This is a genomic window from Herbaspirillum lusitanum (assembly GCF_046025995.1).
Lineage (GTDB): Bacteria > Pseudomonadota > Gammaproteobacteria > Burkholderiales > Burkholderiaceae_D > Herbaspirillum > Herbaspirillum lusitanum_A.
Genome location: NZ_JAQQFM010000005.1, coordinates 76,082 through 91,059, shown reverse-complemented (window position 1 = coordinate 91,059; position 14,978 = coordinate 76,082). Strand labels below are relative to the sequence as shown.

Annotated in this window: 17 protein-coding genes; 11 read left to right on the top strand and 6 right to left on the bottom strand. The window is 59.2% G+C overall.

Annotated elements, in window-relative coordinates; all coding sequences use genetic code 11:
* Positions 1-46: 46 nt before the first annotated feature.
* On the bottom strand, positions 47-721 hold the full coding sequence (gene msrQ / locus PQR62_RS11760; RefSeq protein WP_408158059.1) for a protein-methionine-sulfoxide reductase heme-binding subunit MsrQ: 675 nt from the start codon (positions 719-721) through the stop codon (positions 47-49).
* Positions 722-764: 43 nt separating this feature from the next.
* Positions 765-1,745 carry a protein-methionine-sulfoxide reductase catalytic subunit MsrP gene (msrP, locus tag PQR62_RS11755; RefSeq protein ID WP_408158057.1) on the bottom strand — a complete coding sequence of 327 codons (981 nt, stop codon included), beginning with the start codon at positions 1,743-1,745 and terminating at the stop codon, positions 765-767.
* Between the two features lie 287 nt (positions 1,746-2,032).
* Here msrP and PQR62_RS11750 point away from each other — a divergent pair, with 287 nt between their 5' ends.
* The gene (locus tag PQR62_RS11750) at positions 2,033-2,704 is read left to right on the top strand and encodes a heavy metal response regulator transcription factor (RefSeq protein ID WP_408158055.1); all 672 of its coding nucleotides are present in this window, start codon (positions 2,033-2,035) and stop codon (positions 2,702-2,704) included.
* A gap of 2 nt (positions 2,705-2,706) precedes the next feature.
* Positions 2,707-4,173 carry a heavy metal sensor histidine kinase gene (locus tag PQR62_RS11745; protein ID WP_408158053.1) on the top strand — a complete coding sequence of 489 codons (1,467 nt, stop codon included), beginning with the start codon at positions 2,707-2,709 and terminating at the stop codon, positions 4,171-4,173.
* Positions 4,174-4,230: 57 nt separating this feature from the next.
* Here PQR62_RS11745 and PQR62_RS11740 read toward each other — a convergent pair whose 3' ends face one another.
* Positions 4,231-5,382: an AI-2E family transporter gene (locus PQR62_RS11740; RefSeq protein ID WP_408158051.1), complete on the bottom strand. Its 1,152-nt coding sequence runs from the start codon at positions 5,380-5,382 to the stop codon at positions 4,231-4,233.
* Between the two features lie 135 nt (positions 5,383-5,517).
* Between PQR62_RS11740 and PQR62_RS11735 the strand changes: the two genes are divergently transcribed.
* From PQR62_RS11735 to PQR62_RS11705, 7 genes are all read left to right on the top strand, one after another.
* The gene (locus PQR62_RS11735; protein WP_408158049.1) at positions 5,518-5,841 is read left to right on the top strand and encodes a hypothetical protein; all 324 of its coding nucleotides are present in this window, start codon (positions 5,518-5,520) and stop codon (positions 5,839-5,841) included.
* Positions 5,842-6,003: 162 nt separating this feature from the next.
* Positions 6,004-6,648, top strand: coding sequence for a GbsR/MarR family transcriptional regulator (locus PQR62_RS11730; protein ID WP_408158047.1), 645 nt, complete (start codon positions 6,004-6,006; stop codon positions 6,646-6,648).
* A gap of 41 nt (positions 6,649-6,689) precedes the next feature.
* Positions 6,690-6,977, top strand: coding sequence for a cytochrome oxidase putative small subunit CydP (gene cydP, locus PQR62_RS11725; protein WP_408158045.1), 288 nt, complete (start codon positions 6,690-6,692; stop codon positions 6,975-6,977).
* Positions 6,961-8,583 carry a cytochrome ubiquinol oxidase subunit I gene (locus tag PQR62_RS11720; protein WP_408158043.1) on the top strand — a complete coding sequence of 541 codons (1,623 nt, stop codon included), beginning with the start codon at positions 6,961-6,963 and terminating at the stop codon, positions 8,581-8,583. The genes cydP and PQR62_RS11720 overlap by 17 nt, the downstream gene beginning before the upstream one ends.
* A 24-nt stretch (positions 8,584-8,607) precedes the next feature.
* On the top strand, positions 8,608-9,750 hold the full coding sequence (cydB, locus tag PQR62_RS11715) for a cytochrome d ubiquinol oxidase subunit II (protein ID WP_408158042.1): 1,143 nt from the start codon (positions 8,608-8,610) through the stop codon (positions 9,748-9,750).
* Between the two features lie 58 nt (positions 9,751-9,808).
* Positions 9,809-9,979: a cytochrome bd-I oxidase subunit CydX gene (gene cydX, locus PQR62_RS11710; RefSeq protein WP_408158040.1), complete on the top strand. Its 171-nt coding sequence runs from the start codon at positions 9,809-9,811 to the stop codon at positions 9,977-9,979.
* Between the two features lie 34 nt (positions 9,980-10,013).
* Positions 10,014-10,550 (top strand): DUF2867 domain-containing protein, encoded by a 537-nt coding sequence (locus PQR62_RS11705; protein ID WP_408158038.1) that lies wholly within the window; start codon positions 10,014-10,016, stop codon positions 10,548-10,550.
* 104 nt (positions 10,551-10,654) lie between these two features.
* Here PQR62_RS11705 and PQR62_RS11700 read toward each other — a convergent pair whose 3' ends face one another.
* Both PQR62_RS11700 and PQR62_RS11695 read right to left on the bottom strand, forming a co-directional pair.
* On the bottom strand, positions 10,655-11,080 hold the full coding sequence (locus tag PQR62_RS11700; RefSeq protein WP_408158036.1) for an organic hydroperoxide resistance protein: 426 nt from the start codon (positions 11,078-11,080) through the stop codon (positions 10,655-10,657).
* A 201-nt stretch (positions 11,081-11,281) separates the two neighbouring features.
* Positions 11,282-11,758 (bottom strand): MarR family winged helix-turn-helix transcriptional regulator, encoded by a 477-nt coding sequence (locus PQR62_RS11695; RefSeq protein ID WP_408158034.1) that lies wholly within the window; start codon positions 11,756-11,758, stop codon positions 11,282-11,284.
* Between the two features lie 182 nt (positions 11,759-11,940).
* On the opposite strand from PQR62_RS11695, the gene earP reads away from it, so the two are divergent.
* Positions 11,941-13,104 carry an elongation factor P maturation arginine rhamnosyltransferase EarP gene (gene earP, locus PQR62_RS11690; protein ID WP_408158032.1) on the top strand — a complete coding sequence of 388 codons (1,164 nt, stop codon included), beginning with the start codon at positions 11,941-11,943 and terminating at the stop codon, positions 13,102-13,104.
* A 148-nt stretch (positions 13,105-13,252) separates the two neighbouring features.
* Entirely contained in the window at positions 13,253-13,828 is a 576-nt protein-coding gene (locus PQR62_RS11685; protein ID WP_408158030.1) for an elongation factor P, read from the top strand.
* Between the two features lie 117 nt (positions 13,829-13,945).
* Here the strand turns inward: PQR62_RS11685 and PQR62_RS11680 are convergent, their stop codons facing one another.
* Positions 13,946-14,758 carry a FadR/GntR family transcriptional regulator gene (locus PQR62_RS11680; RefSeq protein WP_408158029.1) on the bottom strand — a complete coding sequence of 271 codons (813 nt, stop codon included), beginning with the start codon at positions 14,756-14,758 and terminating at the stop codon, positions 13,946-13,948.
* Positions 14,759-14,978: the final 220 nt, after the last annotated feature.

Here is a 14,978-nt window from a genome sequence, read left to right as displayed (position 1 = left end):
GCCTTCTTACAAGCGACAAGCGATTCTTCAAAAAGAATATGCGCTGCTATGCTGCCTTGCGTGTCACCGCCGCGGTCGCCCGGCCCTGCTCCGCGCGCCGCTTTTGCAGCCACCAGCCGACGCGCGCCAGCAACAACACGCCGACGATGGATGCAAACAGGACAGGCTGCGCAATCAGATTCTTGCCGGCCTTGGCCCACCAGAAATGCAACACAGCCAGCGGCGCGATCAAATACATCAACTTGTGCAACAGTTGCCAGCGCTTGCCGCCGAGCAGGCGAATCATGCGGTTGGTGCTGGTCAGCGCCAGCGGGAGCATCAAGACCAGCGCGATGACGCCGACCGTGATGAAAGGCCGCCTGAGAATGTCTTTCCACATTTCCTGCAGATCGAAGAAGTGATCGAACCAGAAAAAAGTCAGAAAATGCAGGCTCAGATACAGAAAGGCCATCAGGCCCAGGGTCCGTCGCAGACGCACCAGCCAGTTGAGCCCGCTGAGCTTGCGCAAGGGTGTGACTGCCAGCGTGATGCTCAGCAAATACAAAGCCCAGTCGCCGGTACTGCGCGTGATGAACTCGATGGGATTGGCGCCCAGACCGCCGTCGGCGCCGGTGACGCCGAGCGCAATCAGCCGCGCCAACGGCAACAGACACAGCAGCAACACCAGCAGCCAGACAGTTCTGACCTGGCGCTGAGAAAGATTGCGGAGGCGAGCGAACATGGTTTTCCTATGCAGAAAGGGATGAGGCGCAGTTGCTGCCGCCTCAGAAGAACTTGCGCAAATCCATGCCGGCGTACAAGCCGGCGACCTCGTTGTAGCCGTTGAACTTGAGCGTCTTGCGCTTGGGCGCGAAAAAGCCGCCCTCACCGATGCGGCGCTCGGTGGCCTGCGACCAGCGCGGGTGATCGACTTCCGGATTGACGTTGGAATAGAAACCGTATTCCTGCGTCGAATACATGTTCCAGGCGGTCTTCGGCTGTTCCTTGACGAAGCGGATCTTGACGATGGACTTGGCCGACTTGAAGCCATATTTCCACGGCAGCACGATGCGCACCGGCGCACCATTCTGGTTCGGCAAGACCTCGCCGTACATGCCGAAAGTCAGCAGCGCCAGCGGATGCATGGCCTCATCCATGCGCAGACCTTCGGTATAGGGCCAGTTCAGCACCGGGTCCGACAATCCCGGCATTTGCTTGCGATCAGCCAGCGTGATGAATTGCACATACTTGGCACCGGCGGTCGGCTCGGCTTTTTTGATGAGCGCCGACAACGAATAGCCGATCCACGGAATCACCATCGACCAGCCTTCGACGCAGCGCAGGCGGTAGATGCGTTCTTCCAGCGGCGCCAGTTTGAGCAAGGCATCCAGATCCAGCGTGAATGGCTTTTTGACTTCGCCTTCGATATCCACCGTCCACGGATTGGTTTTGAGCGTGCCGGCGGTGCGCGCCGGGTCGGCCTTGTCGGTGCCGAATTCGTAATAGTTGTTATAGGTAGTGGCGTCTTTATAGGGCGTCTGCTTGTCCATGACCGCGAAGGCCTTGTTCAGCGTGGCCGGCAACTTCTTGCCGTTGCCGCCCTGCTGCGCCAGCGCATCGCTCATCGCGCCCCAGCCGCCGCCGGCCAGCGCAGCGCCAGCGGCGGCCCTGGCGATGAAGGCGCGGCGCGACTGGAATATGGCCTGTGGCGTGATTTCCGAGGCTTGCGGAATCTCGATCTGGTCGGGACGAATCTTGATCAGCATGCTGGCTCCAAAAAAGAGTGAAGGACAATAGACGAAAACAATAAGCGAAAGACAGATGCATCGGATAAGCGCGCAAGGCCCGCTTTGATCCTGCTTGACCGAGATGCTAAGAAAAATGCACTGACACGCAAGTGGCAATTTGATGACAATTTTGTCATGAAGCACGCGGCCCGAATTGCTAGAATCGGCGGCATCGCAATACGTGTTTTGCATGCCGGCAATTGCCCGGCGCAGGCAAACACGGCTGTGGCACGACTTCATTTACTCCTCCGACTGCAAACTGCCCCATGGCCATTCTCGTTATCGAAGACGACCCCAAGACCGGCGACTACCTCAAAAAAGGTTTGCGCGAATCCGGCTATGCCGTCGATCTGGCGCGCAACGGCACCGACGGTCTGCACATGGCGCTGGAGGGCCATTACGATCTGGTGGTGCTGGATGTGATGCTGCCCGGCATCGACGGCTGGCAGGTGATGAGCGCCTTGCGCGTCAAAAGCGATCTGCCGGTGCTGTTTCTGACCGCCAAGGATCATGTCGATGACCGCATCCGCGGCCTGCAACTGGGCGCCGACGATTATCTGGTCAAGCCCTTCTCGTTCACCGAACTGGTGCTGCGCATCCGCACGCTGCTGCGGCGCGGCGTGGTGCGCGAAGCCGAAGTCTACGAAGTGGCCGATCTGCAGCTAGATCATGTGCGCCACAAGGTGACGCGTCAGGGCGTCAACATTGTGCTGACCAACAAGGAGTTCATGCTGCTGCATCTGCTGATCAAGCGTCAGGACGAAGCGTTGTCGCGCTCGGTGATCGCGTCGCAGGTGTGGGACATGAATTTCGACAGCGACACCAATGTGGTCGACGTCGCCATCAAGCGCCTGCGCGCCAAGATCGATGCGCCGTTCGAAAAGAAACTGATCCACACCGTGCGCAGCGTCGGCTACATGTTTTCTGAGAACCCATAGGCATGAAGGCCGAACGCAACATCAGCCGCAGCAACATCACACTGACGCTGCGCGTAAGCGCACTGTTCGCCGCCATCGCCTGCGTGGTGGTCAGCGGTCTGGGCATGTATCTGTACGGCTCGGTGCGGCAGTCGCTGGATGTGCGCGCCGACTACACGCTGATCGGCCGCGTCGAGCATTTCCGCAATCTGATGCACGACCTGTACAACGTCGAGCAGATGGAGCAACGCCCGGCGCTGTTCGAAAGCATGATGGGCAATGAACAGGACGTGCGCATCTTCCGGCGTCAGGGCAGCGCGCCCTTCATCCAGAGCAATCCCGATCATCTGGTGCCGCCGGCGCTGACGCCGGTGCCGGTCGGCACCCCGCTCGGCATCTCCGCACTGCATGAAGATGTGCGCCCCGACGGCGTGCGCGTGCGCTGGGTGTCGGCGCTGGCGGAGGTCGGCAGCGCATCGAAAGGCAGCAAAGACACCGTGGAAATCGTCGCCGCCTATGTCATGACGCAGGAAGCCGCCATGCTCAAGGCGTATCGCTGGCGCGTGGCCGGTGCCGCTGCGCTGGCGGTGCTGCTGACGGCGGCGCTGGGTTTTGCCGTGCTCAGACGCGGTCTGCAGCCCTTGAGCCGCATGAGCGCGCTGGCCGCGCAGATCACGCCGGACAAGCTGGCCACGCGCTTCGAACAGGCCGGCATGCCGCAGGAATTGCGCGATGCAGCCGAAGCCTTCAACGCCATGCTCGACCGGCTGGATGCCGGCTATCAGCATCTCTCGCAATTCTCGGGCGATCTGGCGCATGAAATCCGCACGCCGGTCAATGTGCTGATGGGCCAGACGCAAGTGGCGCTGGGCCGTCGCCGTACGCCGGAAGAATATGAGCAGTTGCTGGAATCGAATGTGGAGGAGCTGGAGCGGCTATCGCGCATCGTCGAGAACATTCTGTTTCTGGCGCAGGCTGATCACGCGGCGCTAAAGGTGGAGCGCAGCCCCTTGGCGCTGGCCGACGAGCTGAAGAAGGTCGTCGATTATTTTGAAGGCGTGGCCGACGAGCGTGGCATGCATTTCGAGCTGGAGGCCGACGGCATCTGCCAGGCCAATCTGGTGATGTGGCGACGCGCGGTGAGCAATCTGATGGTCAACGCCGTGCGCTATGGCGACAGCGGCAGCGCCGTGCGTATTTCGGCACATGCCGACGCCGGCGGCAGCCACATTCGCATCGACAACCGCAATGCTGAAATGACGCCGCAGGCGTTGGCCCGGGTATTCGACCGCTTCTATCGCGGCGATCAGTCACGCAGCGCGTTCACCGAATCGAATGGCCTCGGCCTGGCGATCGTCAAGGCCATCATGGCCCTGCATGGCGGCAGCGCCACGGCGACTTGCCCGCAAGCGGGCTGGGTCAGGTTTGAGTTGAGTTTTCCGGCTTCGGCGGCAAGCACAATCAGTTCGTCCACCAGCGCGCCGACATGAAAAAAGGGCGCTGCCACCGGCAGCGCCCTTCTCATCCGTCGTCCGGGATTGTATCGGTCAGGTCTGTTTTTCTATGTTGACCTGCACCACGGTCGGCGGTGCTGCCGCAGCAGCTGCGGCCTTTTCCAATTCCAGCGCCCTCGCCTGCGCCTCTCTTTCTTCTGCGGCACGGCGTGCCTTGCGCGCGGCGCTGGCGCGCACGAACACAATCTTGAGCGCCGCCATTACCGGCACCGACAGGAAGATACCTGCCACGCCGCCGAGCTGATCGCCGGCCAGCAAGCCGATGATCACCATCAGCGGGCTGACTTCGACGCCTTCACTCATCAGATAAGGATTCAGCACGTAATCCTGGAACAGGCGATAGCCGACGATGAAGCCCAGCATCCACAGTAAATGGTCGTAGCCGCTGAAGCCGGCCACCAGCAAAGCTGCGACGCTGGCGCCCAGCGGTCCGGCGAAGGGCACGAACTCCAGCACGGCGGCGAATCCGGCCAGCAGCATGGAATACGGCACGCCCATCAGCGAAAAGGCGATGCTGTAGCTGATGAAAGTAGCAATGGAAAGAAACAGCATGGCGCGCACATACTTCGACAGCAGCACGTCCAGATCCTTGATGATGCCGTCCCACATGCGGCGGTTGGCCGAATTGAGCCAGGACAAACCCTCATCGCGCATGGCCGGCGCTTCCTTGATCAGCAAAAAGCTGAGGATGGGCACCAGCACCAGATAGATCAGATTGCTGGCGGCGTGCATGATGCCGACGCCGAATTGCTTGGCCAGCGGCATGGCCTGATCGGTGCCGTTGGCCAGTTGATCCTGCACAAAGCCGATGATGCGCGCGCGCATCGGCTCCATGAAGCCGGGCAAGGGAATGCGATTGACCAGATTATTGCTCTTGAGCAGCGCCGGCAATTGTTCGCTCAGATGCAGCGCTTCGTCCTGAATGCGTGAGCCGAAGATGGCGGCCACCGCCGATACGATCACGATCACCAGCACGAACACCAGCGCAATCGACACCGTACGTGGCACCCGCGCCGGGCGTATGCGCTCGATCTGCTCCACCAGCGGGTAAATGAGATAGCTGAAGAACACCGCAAACACCACCACCAGCACGGTGGAAGAAATGGTGTAAGTGATGAAGAGCAGCAGCGCGACCAGAAACACGGTCCAGGTAATGCGCGCTATGCGAAAGTCGAAACCCAGCATCGGAATATCCTTTTTTGTACAGAGGCAGCGCCTCATTCTTGGTTGATTTGAGCAATGTGCCGGAGCTGCGCGCAGTATAGACCGCAAGGTCCCGCCGATCAGAATTCCAGCCTGCGGGATGGCGGTAGCCGAACCGTGCCGGCTCTTCTGCGCCATCCGCTCCGCCGTTCCAAGGCCACCCTCGATGTGCCATTTACCCTGCGCACGCTGGCCAGCTCCCCTGCTTTTGCAAGCTTATTTGATCGATATCAAGCAGGCCATCAGCCGAGTGCCTCTTTGCATGTAGGAAAGATGGAAAATCACATCAGCCGTAAAAATCAGGTCGGCCGCAAGTATCCCGGGGGAGCGAGCGGCGACCGATATTACGACAAGCCGGTTTTTTTGCGGATCAGAATCCGCTGTTTCCGGCAGCATGCGATATCGCGCTTTAGTCTGAATATCGGCGACATTGCACGCTGAATGGGATCGGTAAGCAGATGAAGCAAGCCAATCTGCACGACGCCTGAAGCAGCCATTATTTCCAAAGTCCATAACTGTCATCAGAAAATTCATTGACGCGTGTCATTGTCATCAATTCAGGAATGCTTTAAATTTCAGTAATTACTGAAAATTCAAAACATCATGCAAACAAACACACTGACTCCTCTGATGCAGCGCTTCATCATGCACTTCGGCGAAATGGGCAGCCGCTGGGGCATCAATCGCACCGTCGGCCAGATTTACGCACTGTTGTACGTGGTCGGCGAGCCTTTGAATGCCGATGAAATTGCCGAATACCTGAGTTTTTCGCGCTCCAACGTGAGCATGGGACTGAAGGAATTGCAGTCGTGGCGGCTGGTAAAACTGCTGCATCAGCCGAATGACCGGCGCGAGTATTTCGAACCGCCCAAGGATATCTGGGACATCTTCAAAGCGCTGCTGGAAGAACGGCGCCGTCGCGAAATCGAGCCGACGCTGTCCATGCTGCGCGATGCGCTGCTGGAAAACCCGTCCAGCAAACAGGACAAGCAGGCGCAACAGCGCATGCGCGAAATGTACGACCTGATCGAACTCTCCAGTTCGTGGTTCGACGACGTCCAGCGCCTGTCGCCGGAAACCCTGGTGTCGCTGATGAAGATGGGATCGAAGGTGAAGAAATTGCTGGAGGTGCGCGACAAGTTCCGTTTTGGCGGCGACAAGCGCGCGGCCGCCTCGGCCAGTTCAGCCAACTCCTCTGATTTGGCCGATTCGGCCGAATCAGACTCGACCGCAGACAAGACGAAATAACACACCGGCCAGCCGTTGCGCCGGCCAACAAGGAGTAAGACATGCCAGCCCTCTCTGCGCTCAAGCGCCTTCCCCGCATTCCCAGATTTACGCGGCTGCCGCTGGGCTTGGAGATCACGCTGCTGCTGATCATCAAGATCTCGCTGCTGACGGTGCTCGCCAAAACCTTCTTTGCCCACCCTGAAGCCAAGCACATGCGCATGCCGGTCGAACGCGTCGAGCAACGCATGCTGGCGCCGGCTTCCGGCAATCCCGTCGCCTCCCCCGCCCCATCACAACCCAATGTCACTCCATCCACTTTAGAGGTAACGCATGGTTCCGATCGATGAAGTCGTTTCGCTGTCGAGGCTGCAATTTGCAGTGACGGCGATGTATCACTTTTTATTCGTCCCGCTCACGCTGGGGCTGTCCTGGATTCTGGTCATCATGGAAGCGGTCTACGTGATGACGGGCAGCCCGATCTACAAGGACATGACCCGTTTCTGGGGCAAGCTGTTCGGCATCAATTTCGCCATGGGCGTGGCCACCGGCATCACGCTGGAATTCCAGTTCGGCACCAACTGGTCCTACTACTCGCACTATGTCGGCGACATCTTCGGCACGCCGCTGGCGATTGAGGGTCTGGCGGCGTTCTTCCTGGAATCGACCTTCGTCGGCCTGTTCTTCTTCGGCTGGGACAAGCTGAGCAAGACCCAGCACTTTGTTGTCACGGTGCTGGTGGCGCTCGGCTCCAGCCTGTCTGCGCTGTGGATTCTGATCGCCAACGGCTGGATGAACAATCCGGTCGGCGCCGAATTCAACTTCGAGACCATGCGCATGGAACTGGTCAGCATGAGCGATGTGATCTTCAACCCGGTGGCGCAGGTCAAGTTTGTGCACACGGTGGCGGCCGGCTATGTCGCCGCCTCGATGTTCGTGCTGGGCGTTTCTGCCTTCTATCTGCTCAAGGCGCGCGACACCGCCTTCGCGCTGCGTTCATTTGCCATCGCCGCCGGCTTCGGTCTGGCCTCGACCTTGTCGGTGATCGTGCTGGGCGATGAATCCGGCTATACCGCCGGTGAAGTCAACAAGGTCAAGCTGGCCGCCATCGAAGCGGAATGGGATACCCATCCGGCGCCGGCCGGCATCACGGTGTTCGGCTTCCCCAATGACCAGGCGCAGAAAACCGATTACGCGGTGAAGATTCCGTATGCACTGGGCCTGATCGCGACGCGTTCGGTCGATCAGCAAGTGATCGGCATCAAGGACCTGAAGAAGGAACATGAAGTCCGCATCCGCAACGGCATGCTGGCCTACTCGGCGCTGCTGCGCCTGAAATCGGGCGACAAGTCGCCGGCGGCGCGTGCCGAGTTCGATCGCACCAAGAAGGATCTGGGCTACGGCCTGCTGCTGAAGAAATACACCCAGAACGTGACCGACGCCACACCGGAGCAGATCGCCATGGCGGTCAACGACACCATTCCCAAGGTGGCGCCGCTGTTCTGGTCGTTCCGCGGCATGGTGGCGCTGGGCGTGCTGTTCCTGTTCATCTTCTCGGCTTCGTTCTACTTCTTGATCCGCAAGCGTCTGGCGCCGCAGCGCTGGCTACTCAAGCTGGCCCTGTTCAGCATTCCGCTGCCCTGGGTCGCCATTGAACTCGGCTGGCTGGTCGCCGAATACGGCCGTCAGCCATGGACCATCGCCGGCATTCTGCCGACCCATCTGTCGGCCTCGTCGCTGCAACCGTCGAGCCTGTATTTCAGCCTGGCCGGGTTCATCCTGTTCTATACCTTCCTGCTGATCGTGGAAATGATCCTGATGGTGAAGTACGCAAGGCGCGGCCCCAGCAGCCTGCATACCGGCAAGTATCACTGGGAAAACTCCAGGCACGACAGCGGCGAACCGCCGGTGCTGCCGCCACCGCTCAATCCCAACACTCCCGGCCATGCCGCCTGATGCAGACTTAATGAGGAAAGCAACATGATCTTCGACTATGAAACCCTGAAACTCATCTGGTGGGCCTTCGTCGGCGTGCTATTGATCGGCTTCGCACTGACCGACGGCTTCGACTTCGGCGTCGGCATGATGCTGCCCTTCGTCGGCAAGAGCGACGGCGAACGGCGCGTCGTCATCAACTCCATCGGCCCGGTGTGGGAAGGCAATCAGACCTGGTTCATCACCGCCGGCGGCGCCACGTTTGCGGCCTGGCCGCTGGTGTATGCCACCGCGTTTTCCGGCTTTTACATCGCGCTGATGATCCTGCTGTTCTCGCTGTTCTTCCGCCCGGTCGGCTTCGACTATCGCAGCAAGGTGGCCGATCCGCGCTGGCGCAATGCCTGGGACTGGGGCTTGTTCGCCGGTGGCTTCGTGCCGCCGCTGATCTGCGGCGTGGCCTTCGGCAATCTGCTGCTGGGCGTGCCCTTCCACTACGACGACACCATGCGGGTGGAATACACCGGCAGCTTCTTCGCCCTGCTCAATCCCTTCGGTCTGCTGGCCGGGCTGCTGAGCGTGGCGATGCTGGTAAACCACGGTGCCACCTATCTGCAGGTGAAGACGGATGCCATGGTGGCCGAGCGCTCGCGCAAGGTGGCGATGGTCGCAGCCGTGCTCAGCGCCGTCCTGTTCACCGCCGGCGGCTTCTGGGTGGCGCATGGCATCAGCGGCTTCCGCATCACCGACATGCCGGACGCCAACAGCGCCTTCATGCCGCTGGCCAAGACCGTGGTGACTGCGCCCGGCGCCTGGATGGATAACTATGCGCGTTGGCCTATCACCTGGGTGTTGCCTGCCATGGGTGTCGGCTTTGCCCTGATCTCGGGCTTGCTGAGCCTGGCCCGCAAACCGCGTATGGCCTTCGTCAGCAGCGGCCTGTCGGTGACCGGCATCATCCTGACCGCGGGCACTTCGCTGTTTCCGTTCATCATGCCGTCCTCGCTCGATGCGCGCAGCAGCCTGACGATCTGGGACGCGGTATCCAGCCAGAAAACGCTGGGTCTGATGTTCTGGATGGTGCTGATCTTCCTGCCGCTGATTCTGGTCTACACCAGTTGGGTGTATCGCGTGATGCGCGGCAAGGTCACGCTCAAGCACATCAGCGACAACGAGCACACCGCTTATTGATGCATTCCATGGGCCTGCCGCTGCAGGCCCATTAACCCTTCATTTTCTGGAGAAGCATATGTGGTATTTCGCATGGATACTCGGCATCGGCCTGGCGCTGGCCTTCGGCATCATCAACGTCATGTGGCTGGAGGCGAACTATGCCTTCGGCCGCCGCAACGCCGACGAGACGCACGAACGCTTCGCCAGCGCCAAGGCGGCGGACGGCAAACGCCGCCGGAAAAACTGAGCTAAGCTGGCCGGGACCAAATCAGGGAGGCAATATGCTCTGCACGAGCAAGGCAGGGAAAGCAATCGAGATTGCGCCACAAGCGCATCACTGGAAAGTGTTGCCGGGGGCCGATTTCGGCGACAGTTTTCGCATCAGACTGAAGCCGGCGCTGGCGTCGCAAGAGATCGGCGAACTGGCCGCCAGCATGATGAAGAACAAGGCGCCCTGGATCGATGCTCTGCTGAACCTGCGCAATCTGCTGGTGAGGCCGTTTGGTCTGAAGCGCGCAAAACTTGGCATCGGCTCGCCGGCCGCTGCTGAGGCCGGCAAAAACGAGGGCGGCTTGCCGGGCTTTCCGGTGCTGGCGCAAGATCAGCACAGCCTGCTGATGGGGCTGGATGATCAACATCTGGACTTTCGCGTCTGCATCGAAAAATCCAGGGATGACGCCGGCCCCGACCACGAACAATGGCTGACCGTCACCACGCTGGTGCGCACGCGGCGCCTGTTCGGCAAGGCTTATCTGGCGACCATCATGCCCTTTCACCGTCGCATCGTGGGCAACATGCTGGAGCGGATGAGCCGCTGATCCGTTTCGGAGAAAAATCGGAGCTGGCCAACTCCAGGCGGCAAAGAAAAAGCCCCGCAATCACTTGCGGGGCTTTTTTACGGGCGCTCTGCCCGCGGCAGAACTTATACCAGCGTCAGGGTGACGTCGATGTTGCCGCGTGTTGCGTTCGAATAAGGGCAAACCTGATGCGCCTTTTCGATCAGCGATTGCGCCACTGCGCGGTCCACGCCGGGGATCGAGATTGCCAGCGCCACTTCGATGCCGAAGCCGCCTGGAATCTGGCCGATGCCGACGGTGCCGGTGATGCTGGTGTCAGCCGGAATGGCAACCTTTTCCTGGCCGCCGACGAACTTCAGGGCGCCGATGAAGCAAGCCGAATAGCCGGCTGCGAACAGTTGCTCAGGGTTGGTGCCGTTGCCGCCGCCGCCGCCCAGTTCCTTCGGTGTTGTCAGCTTGACGTCCAGAATACCGTCGGACGACTTGGCAGTGCCTTCACGGCCGCCGGTTGCAGTTGCTTGAGCTTGATACAGGATCTTTTCGACTGACATTTTTCTTCCTTTCGGTGGGTTGGATGAGCGCTGGGAAAATTTCGACCGCGACTCATTTAAATTTACAACAATAAAATTGCGAACAATATAAATTAAATAAAACAATCGGCTAAAACTCGGCCGAACATGAAGCATTGCTACTGCCTGATGCCACAACAATTTCAAACGGTCTTGCTCAATTTCTACTTCAGACGCTTCAACTTACTCTTCCACGCCGTCCTGCAAATTCTTGCGTACGTCCTTCAGTTGCGCGACCAGACTCTTGATCTGCTCCAGCGGCGGCAACATGCACACCAGCTTTTCCGGCACCTGCATCGCCCGCTTGCGCAGCGCCTTGCCTTCGGCGCTCAGCGTCACCAGCACGCGGCGCTCGTCTGCCGCATCACGCGCCCGGCTCAGCAGCCCCATGATTTCCATGCGCTTGAGCAACGGCGTCAGCGTACCGGAATCCAGAAACAGCTTGGCGCCGAGCTCAGATACGCTCATCTGATTATTCTCCCACAGCACCAGCATCACCAGATATTGGGGATACGTCATATCCAGATCGGCCAGGATTTTCTTGTAGGCCTTGGTCATCGCCAGCGAAGCCGAATACATGGCGAAGCAGAGTTGATTGTCCAGCATCAGAGCCTGATCAATCATCGCTTCCGGCAGTGTCGGTTTGTGTGCGGTGTCCATGAGTCGAATAATATACAGCTCAAAATTAAATTGCAAGCAATTTAATTTAAATAGTCAGCGTTGCCTGCAAACGGCCACCAAGCTCCGCGCGCCATTTCCCATCTCTATCCTGCCCTGCAGCCGGCCCGCAGCCTTTTATCCCTGTATCATGCCGACCCAATCAGAACCTGTTCTCAGCGCACATGAATCAGCTCACTTCCGCCCCCGCGCAGCCCAAACGCTCGCTCGCCCTGTTTTGCAAAGTCGTGGATAACTACGGCGATATCGGCATCTGCTGGCGTCTGGCGCGGCAACTGGAACGCGAACACAGTATCGCGGTAAGACTCTGGGTCGACGACCTGATCAGCTTTCAGCGCATTTGTCCCGAGGTCGATACTGAGGCGCCAACACAAGAAGTTCAGGGCGTGACGGTGCTGCACTGGCGTGATCAGAACGGTACATTCAGCGCCGCCGACATCGTGATCGAGTTCTTCGGCTGCAATATCCCGCCCGGCTACATCCAGGCCATGGCCGAGCGCACCCCGCGCGCGGTCTGGCTGAATCTGGAAGGACTGACTGCGGAAGAATGGGTGGAAGGCTGCCATACCCTGCCCTCGCCGCATTCGACGCTGCCGCTGACCAAGCATTTTTTCTTCCCCGGATTCAACGCACGCACCGGCGGCTTGCTGATGGAGCACGGTTTGGAGCAGCAACGCGCTGCCTTTCAGCGGGATCCGGCTGCGATGCAAGCCTTCCTCGGCCATCTTGGCGTGGCGCCGACGGAAATCGACGCCTTGAAAGTCTCACTGTTCTGCTATCCGCAGGCGCCGGTCGCTGAATTGTTTGCAGTATGGAAAAGCGCCGGCCGGCCGATCACCTGCCTGGTGCCTGAAGGCGTCGCCGGCAATGCCGTGCAGGCCTTCCTCGGCCAGGCAGCGCTCGCCGGATCTCACGCCACGCAAGGCGCGCTGACGGTACGCGTCTTGCCCTTCGTACCGCAGCCCGACTACGACAAATTGCTATGGGCCTGCGATCTGAATTTCGTACGCGGCGAAGATTCCTTCGTGCGCGCGCAATGGGCCGGCAAGCCTTTCATCTGGCATATTTATCCGCAAGACAAGAACTTGCATCACGTCAAACTGAAGGCTTTCCTGAAAGTGTATGGCGGTGCCACCGAGGCGCTCAGTCGCCTGGCGCTGGCCTGGAACGAGGCCTTGCCGGAAATCGCCGACTGGTCGCAACTGTGGCCGGCGCTGGAAACCGACATGCCGCAGATCGCCGCCCGTTCCATGAATTGGCAAGCCCAAATGTTGGCAAATGGCGACTTGGCTTCCAATTTGCTGAAGTTTGCCGAAACAGTTAGTTAGAAGCCGCAGAAAAATAGGTTAAAATCTAGGGCTAACTTTAACGCATCTTAAATTTAATCATGCGTGGGCTTGCGGTGTTCGGTAAAGAGTTGTTCACCGGTGGGCTACAGACGATTTTGATGCACACTACTTTTTTACGATATCCGCTATGAAATTTGCAAAAGAAATTCGTGTTGGCAACATCATTATGGTTGACAGCAAGCCAATGATTGTTCTGCGTTCCGATGTCAACGGCTCCAGCCGCACCGGTTTCACCTACAAGTGGAAGATGAAGAATCTTCTGACCAACAGCCCGCAGGAAAACGTGTTCCGCGGCGACGACAAGTTCGACGTGGTGGTGCTGGACAAGAAGGCCGTGACCTATTCCTACTTCGCCGACCCGCTGTTCGTGTTCATGGACGCCGAGTACAACCAGTACGAAATCGAAGGCGAGAACATGGGCGACGCCGTGAACTACCTGAAAGACGGCATGGAATGCGAAGCCGTGTTCTACGACGGCAAGGCGATCTCGGTTGAAATGCCAACCACCATCGTGCGTCTGGTGACTTATTCGGAACCGGCAGTCAAGGGCAACACTTCGGGCAACGTCCTGAAGGAAGCCAAGATTGAAAACGCGATCGAAGCCAATCAGATCGTCGTGATGGTGCCACTGTTCGTGAGCCAGGACGACATGATCGAAATCGACACACGCACCAACGAGTACAAGAAAGTCGTCCGCAACTGATTTTCTTGCGCATGCAAAAAAACGCTGCCGGTTTCCCGCAGCGTTTTTTTTCGTCTCTGCCCGACAGGCGCCTCGGCGCTTGCATTGCACGTCAGACGCAATCTCCTTCCTGCCGGCTTAGCCCTTCACTCTGGAACGCGCCAGCTTGCTCGCTTCGCGCCCGCCTTCGCTGGCCCAGAACGCCTGATCGGCGGCGCGGATGCGTTGTGCCGAATTTTCCATATGCTGCAAGGCCGCAGCGCGCGCGGCTTCGGCATCACCCGCCTCAATCGCCAGCGCCAGCGCCTCATGCTCGGCGCGCACCTGCTGACTGAAATCTTCACGGCGCGCTTCGTTGATGCGCGCCACGCGGATCGCCGCATGCAGGAACTGCCCGAGAAATTGCAGCAGCGAGGTGTACAAGGGATTGCCCGAAGCCTCTGAAATCGCCGCATGCAAAGCGAAGTCCTCGGCCACGCCGTCGCGTCCCGCCGCCACCGCCTTGTCGATCGCCAGACGCAATTGCTGAATTCTGCGCACCTGAGTCTTGGTGCGGCGGGTGGCTGCCAACGCGGCCATCTCGCCTTCGATACCGCGCCGCAATTCGATCACCCGCAACACCGCCTGCAGCGAATCCTTGACGTCGATATCGAGCCGGAACGGCACATTGCCGCCGGCCCGTAACACCACCGTGCCGCTGCCGCGCCGGGCGCCGACCAGACCGTCGGATTTCAGACGCGAAATCGCTTCACGAATCACGGTGCGGCTTACCGAGAAATGCTCGGTCAACTCCATCTCGGAGGGCAAGCGCGCATCGGCCGGAAAACTGCCGTCGCGAATCTGCTGCGCCAGCGTACGCGTGACATGGTCGGCCAAAGTCCCCCCGCCTTTGCGTACGGATGATTTGGCAACAGGGGAAGATCGGACAGCGGCGGGCTCTTTATTTTTCATATGGCCGCCATAATAACGCCTTCGCAACATTTGCCGGGCGCTTTTGAGACATCCTTCAAATGCGCTCAATCAAAAAGTTGTATGACAACTTCTGCTATAATTTGCGATCAATGCAGGGGCGCATTCTGAGCCGCTTTCCACGCCATTCAGAGGCAGCGGCCAGAATATGAAATGCTCATTGCAAAAATGACAGCAAGAGCAGCAAGCGATCTATCGTCGA

What these genes read in the sequence shown, in the direction of transcription:
- earP (WP_408158032.1), top strand. Translation starts at nt 11,941, where the DNA reads ATGAATCAGCTCACTTCCGCCCCCGCGCAGCCCAAACGCTCGCTCGCC.
- PQR62_RS11685 (WP_408158030.1), top strand. Translation starts at nt 13,253, where the DNA reads ATGAAATTTGCAAAAGAAATTCGTGTTGGCAACATCATTATGGTTGAC.
- cydB (WP_408158042.1), top strand. Translation starts at nt 8,608, where the DNA reads ATGATCTTCGACTATGAAACCCTGAAACTCATCTGGTGGGCCTTCGTC.
- PQR62_RS11695 (WP_408158034.1), bottom strand. Translation starts at nt 11,758, where the DNA reads ATGGACACCGCACACAAACCGACACTGCCGGAAGCGATGATTGATCAG.
- PQR62_RS11740 (WP_408158051.1), bottom strand. Translation starts at nt 5,382, where the DNA reads ATGCTGGGTTTCGACTTTCGCATAGCGCGCATTACCTGGACCGTGTTT.
- cydX (WP_408158040.1), top strand. Translation starts at nt 9,809, where the DNA reads ATGTGGTATTTCGCATGGATACTCGGCATCGGCCTGGCGCTGGCCTTC.
- PQR62_RS11680 (WP_408158029.1), bottom strand. Translation starts at nt 14,758, where the DNA reads ATGAAAAATAAAGAGCCCGCCGCTGTCCGATCTTCCCCTGTTGCCAAA.
- PQR62_RS11720 (WP_408158043.1), top strand. Translation starts at nt 6,961, where the DNA reads ATGGTTCCGATCGATGAAGTCGTTTCGCTGTCGAGGCTGCAATTTGCA.
- PQR62_RS11745 (WP_408158053.1), top strand. Translation starts at nt 2,707, where the DNA reads ATGAAGGCCGAACGCAACATCAGCCGCAGCAACATCACACTGACGCTG.
- PQR62_RS11700 (WP_408158036.1), bottom strand. Translation starts at nt 11,080, where the DNA reads ATGTCAGTCGAAAAGATCCTGTATCAAGCTCAAGCAACTGCAACCGGC.
- msrQ (WP_408158059.1), bottom strand. Translation starts at nt 721, where the DNA reads ATGTTCGCTCGCCTCCGCAATCTTTCTCAGCGCCAGGTCAGAACTGTC.
- PQR62_RS11705 (WP_408158038.1), top strand. Translation starts at nt 10,014, where the DNA reads ATGCTCTGCACGAGCAAGGCAGGGAAAGCAATCGAGATTGCGCCACAA.
- PQR62_RS11750 (WP_408158055.1), top strand. Translation starts at nt 2,033, where the DNA reads ATGGCCATTCTCGTTATCGAAGACGACCCCAAGACCGGCGACTACCTC.
- PQR62_RS11730 (WP_408158047.1), top strand. Translation starts at nt 6,004, where the DNA reads ATGCAAACAAACACACTGACTCCTCTGATGCAGCGCTTCATCATGCAC.
- cydP (WP_408158045.1), top strand. Translation starts at nt 6,690, where the DNA reads ATGCCAGCCCTCTCTGCGCTCAAGCGCCTTCCCCGCATTCCCAGATTT.
- msrP (WP_408158057.1), bottom strand. Translation starts at nt 1,745, where the DNA reads ATGCTGATCAAGATTCGTCCCGACCAGATCGAGATTCCGCAAGCCTCG.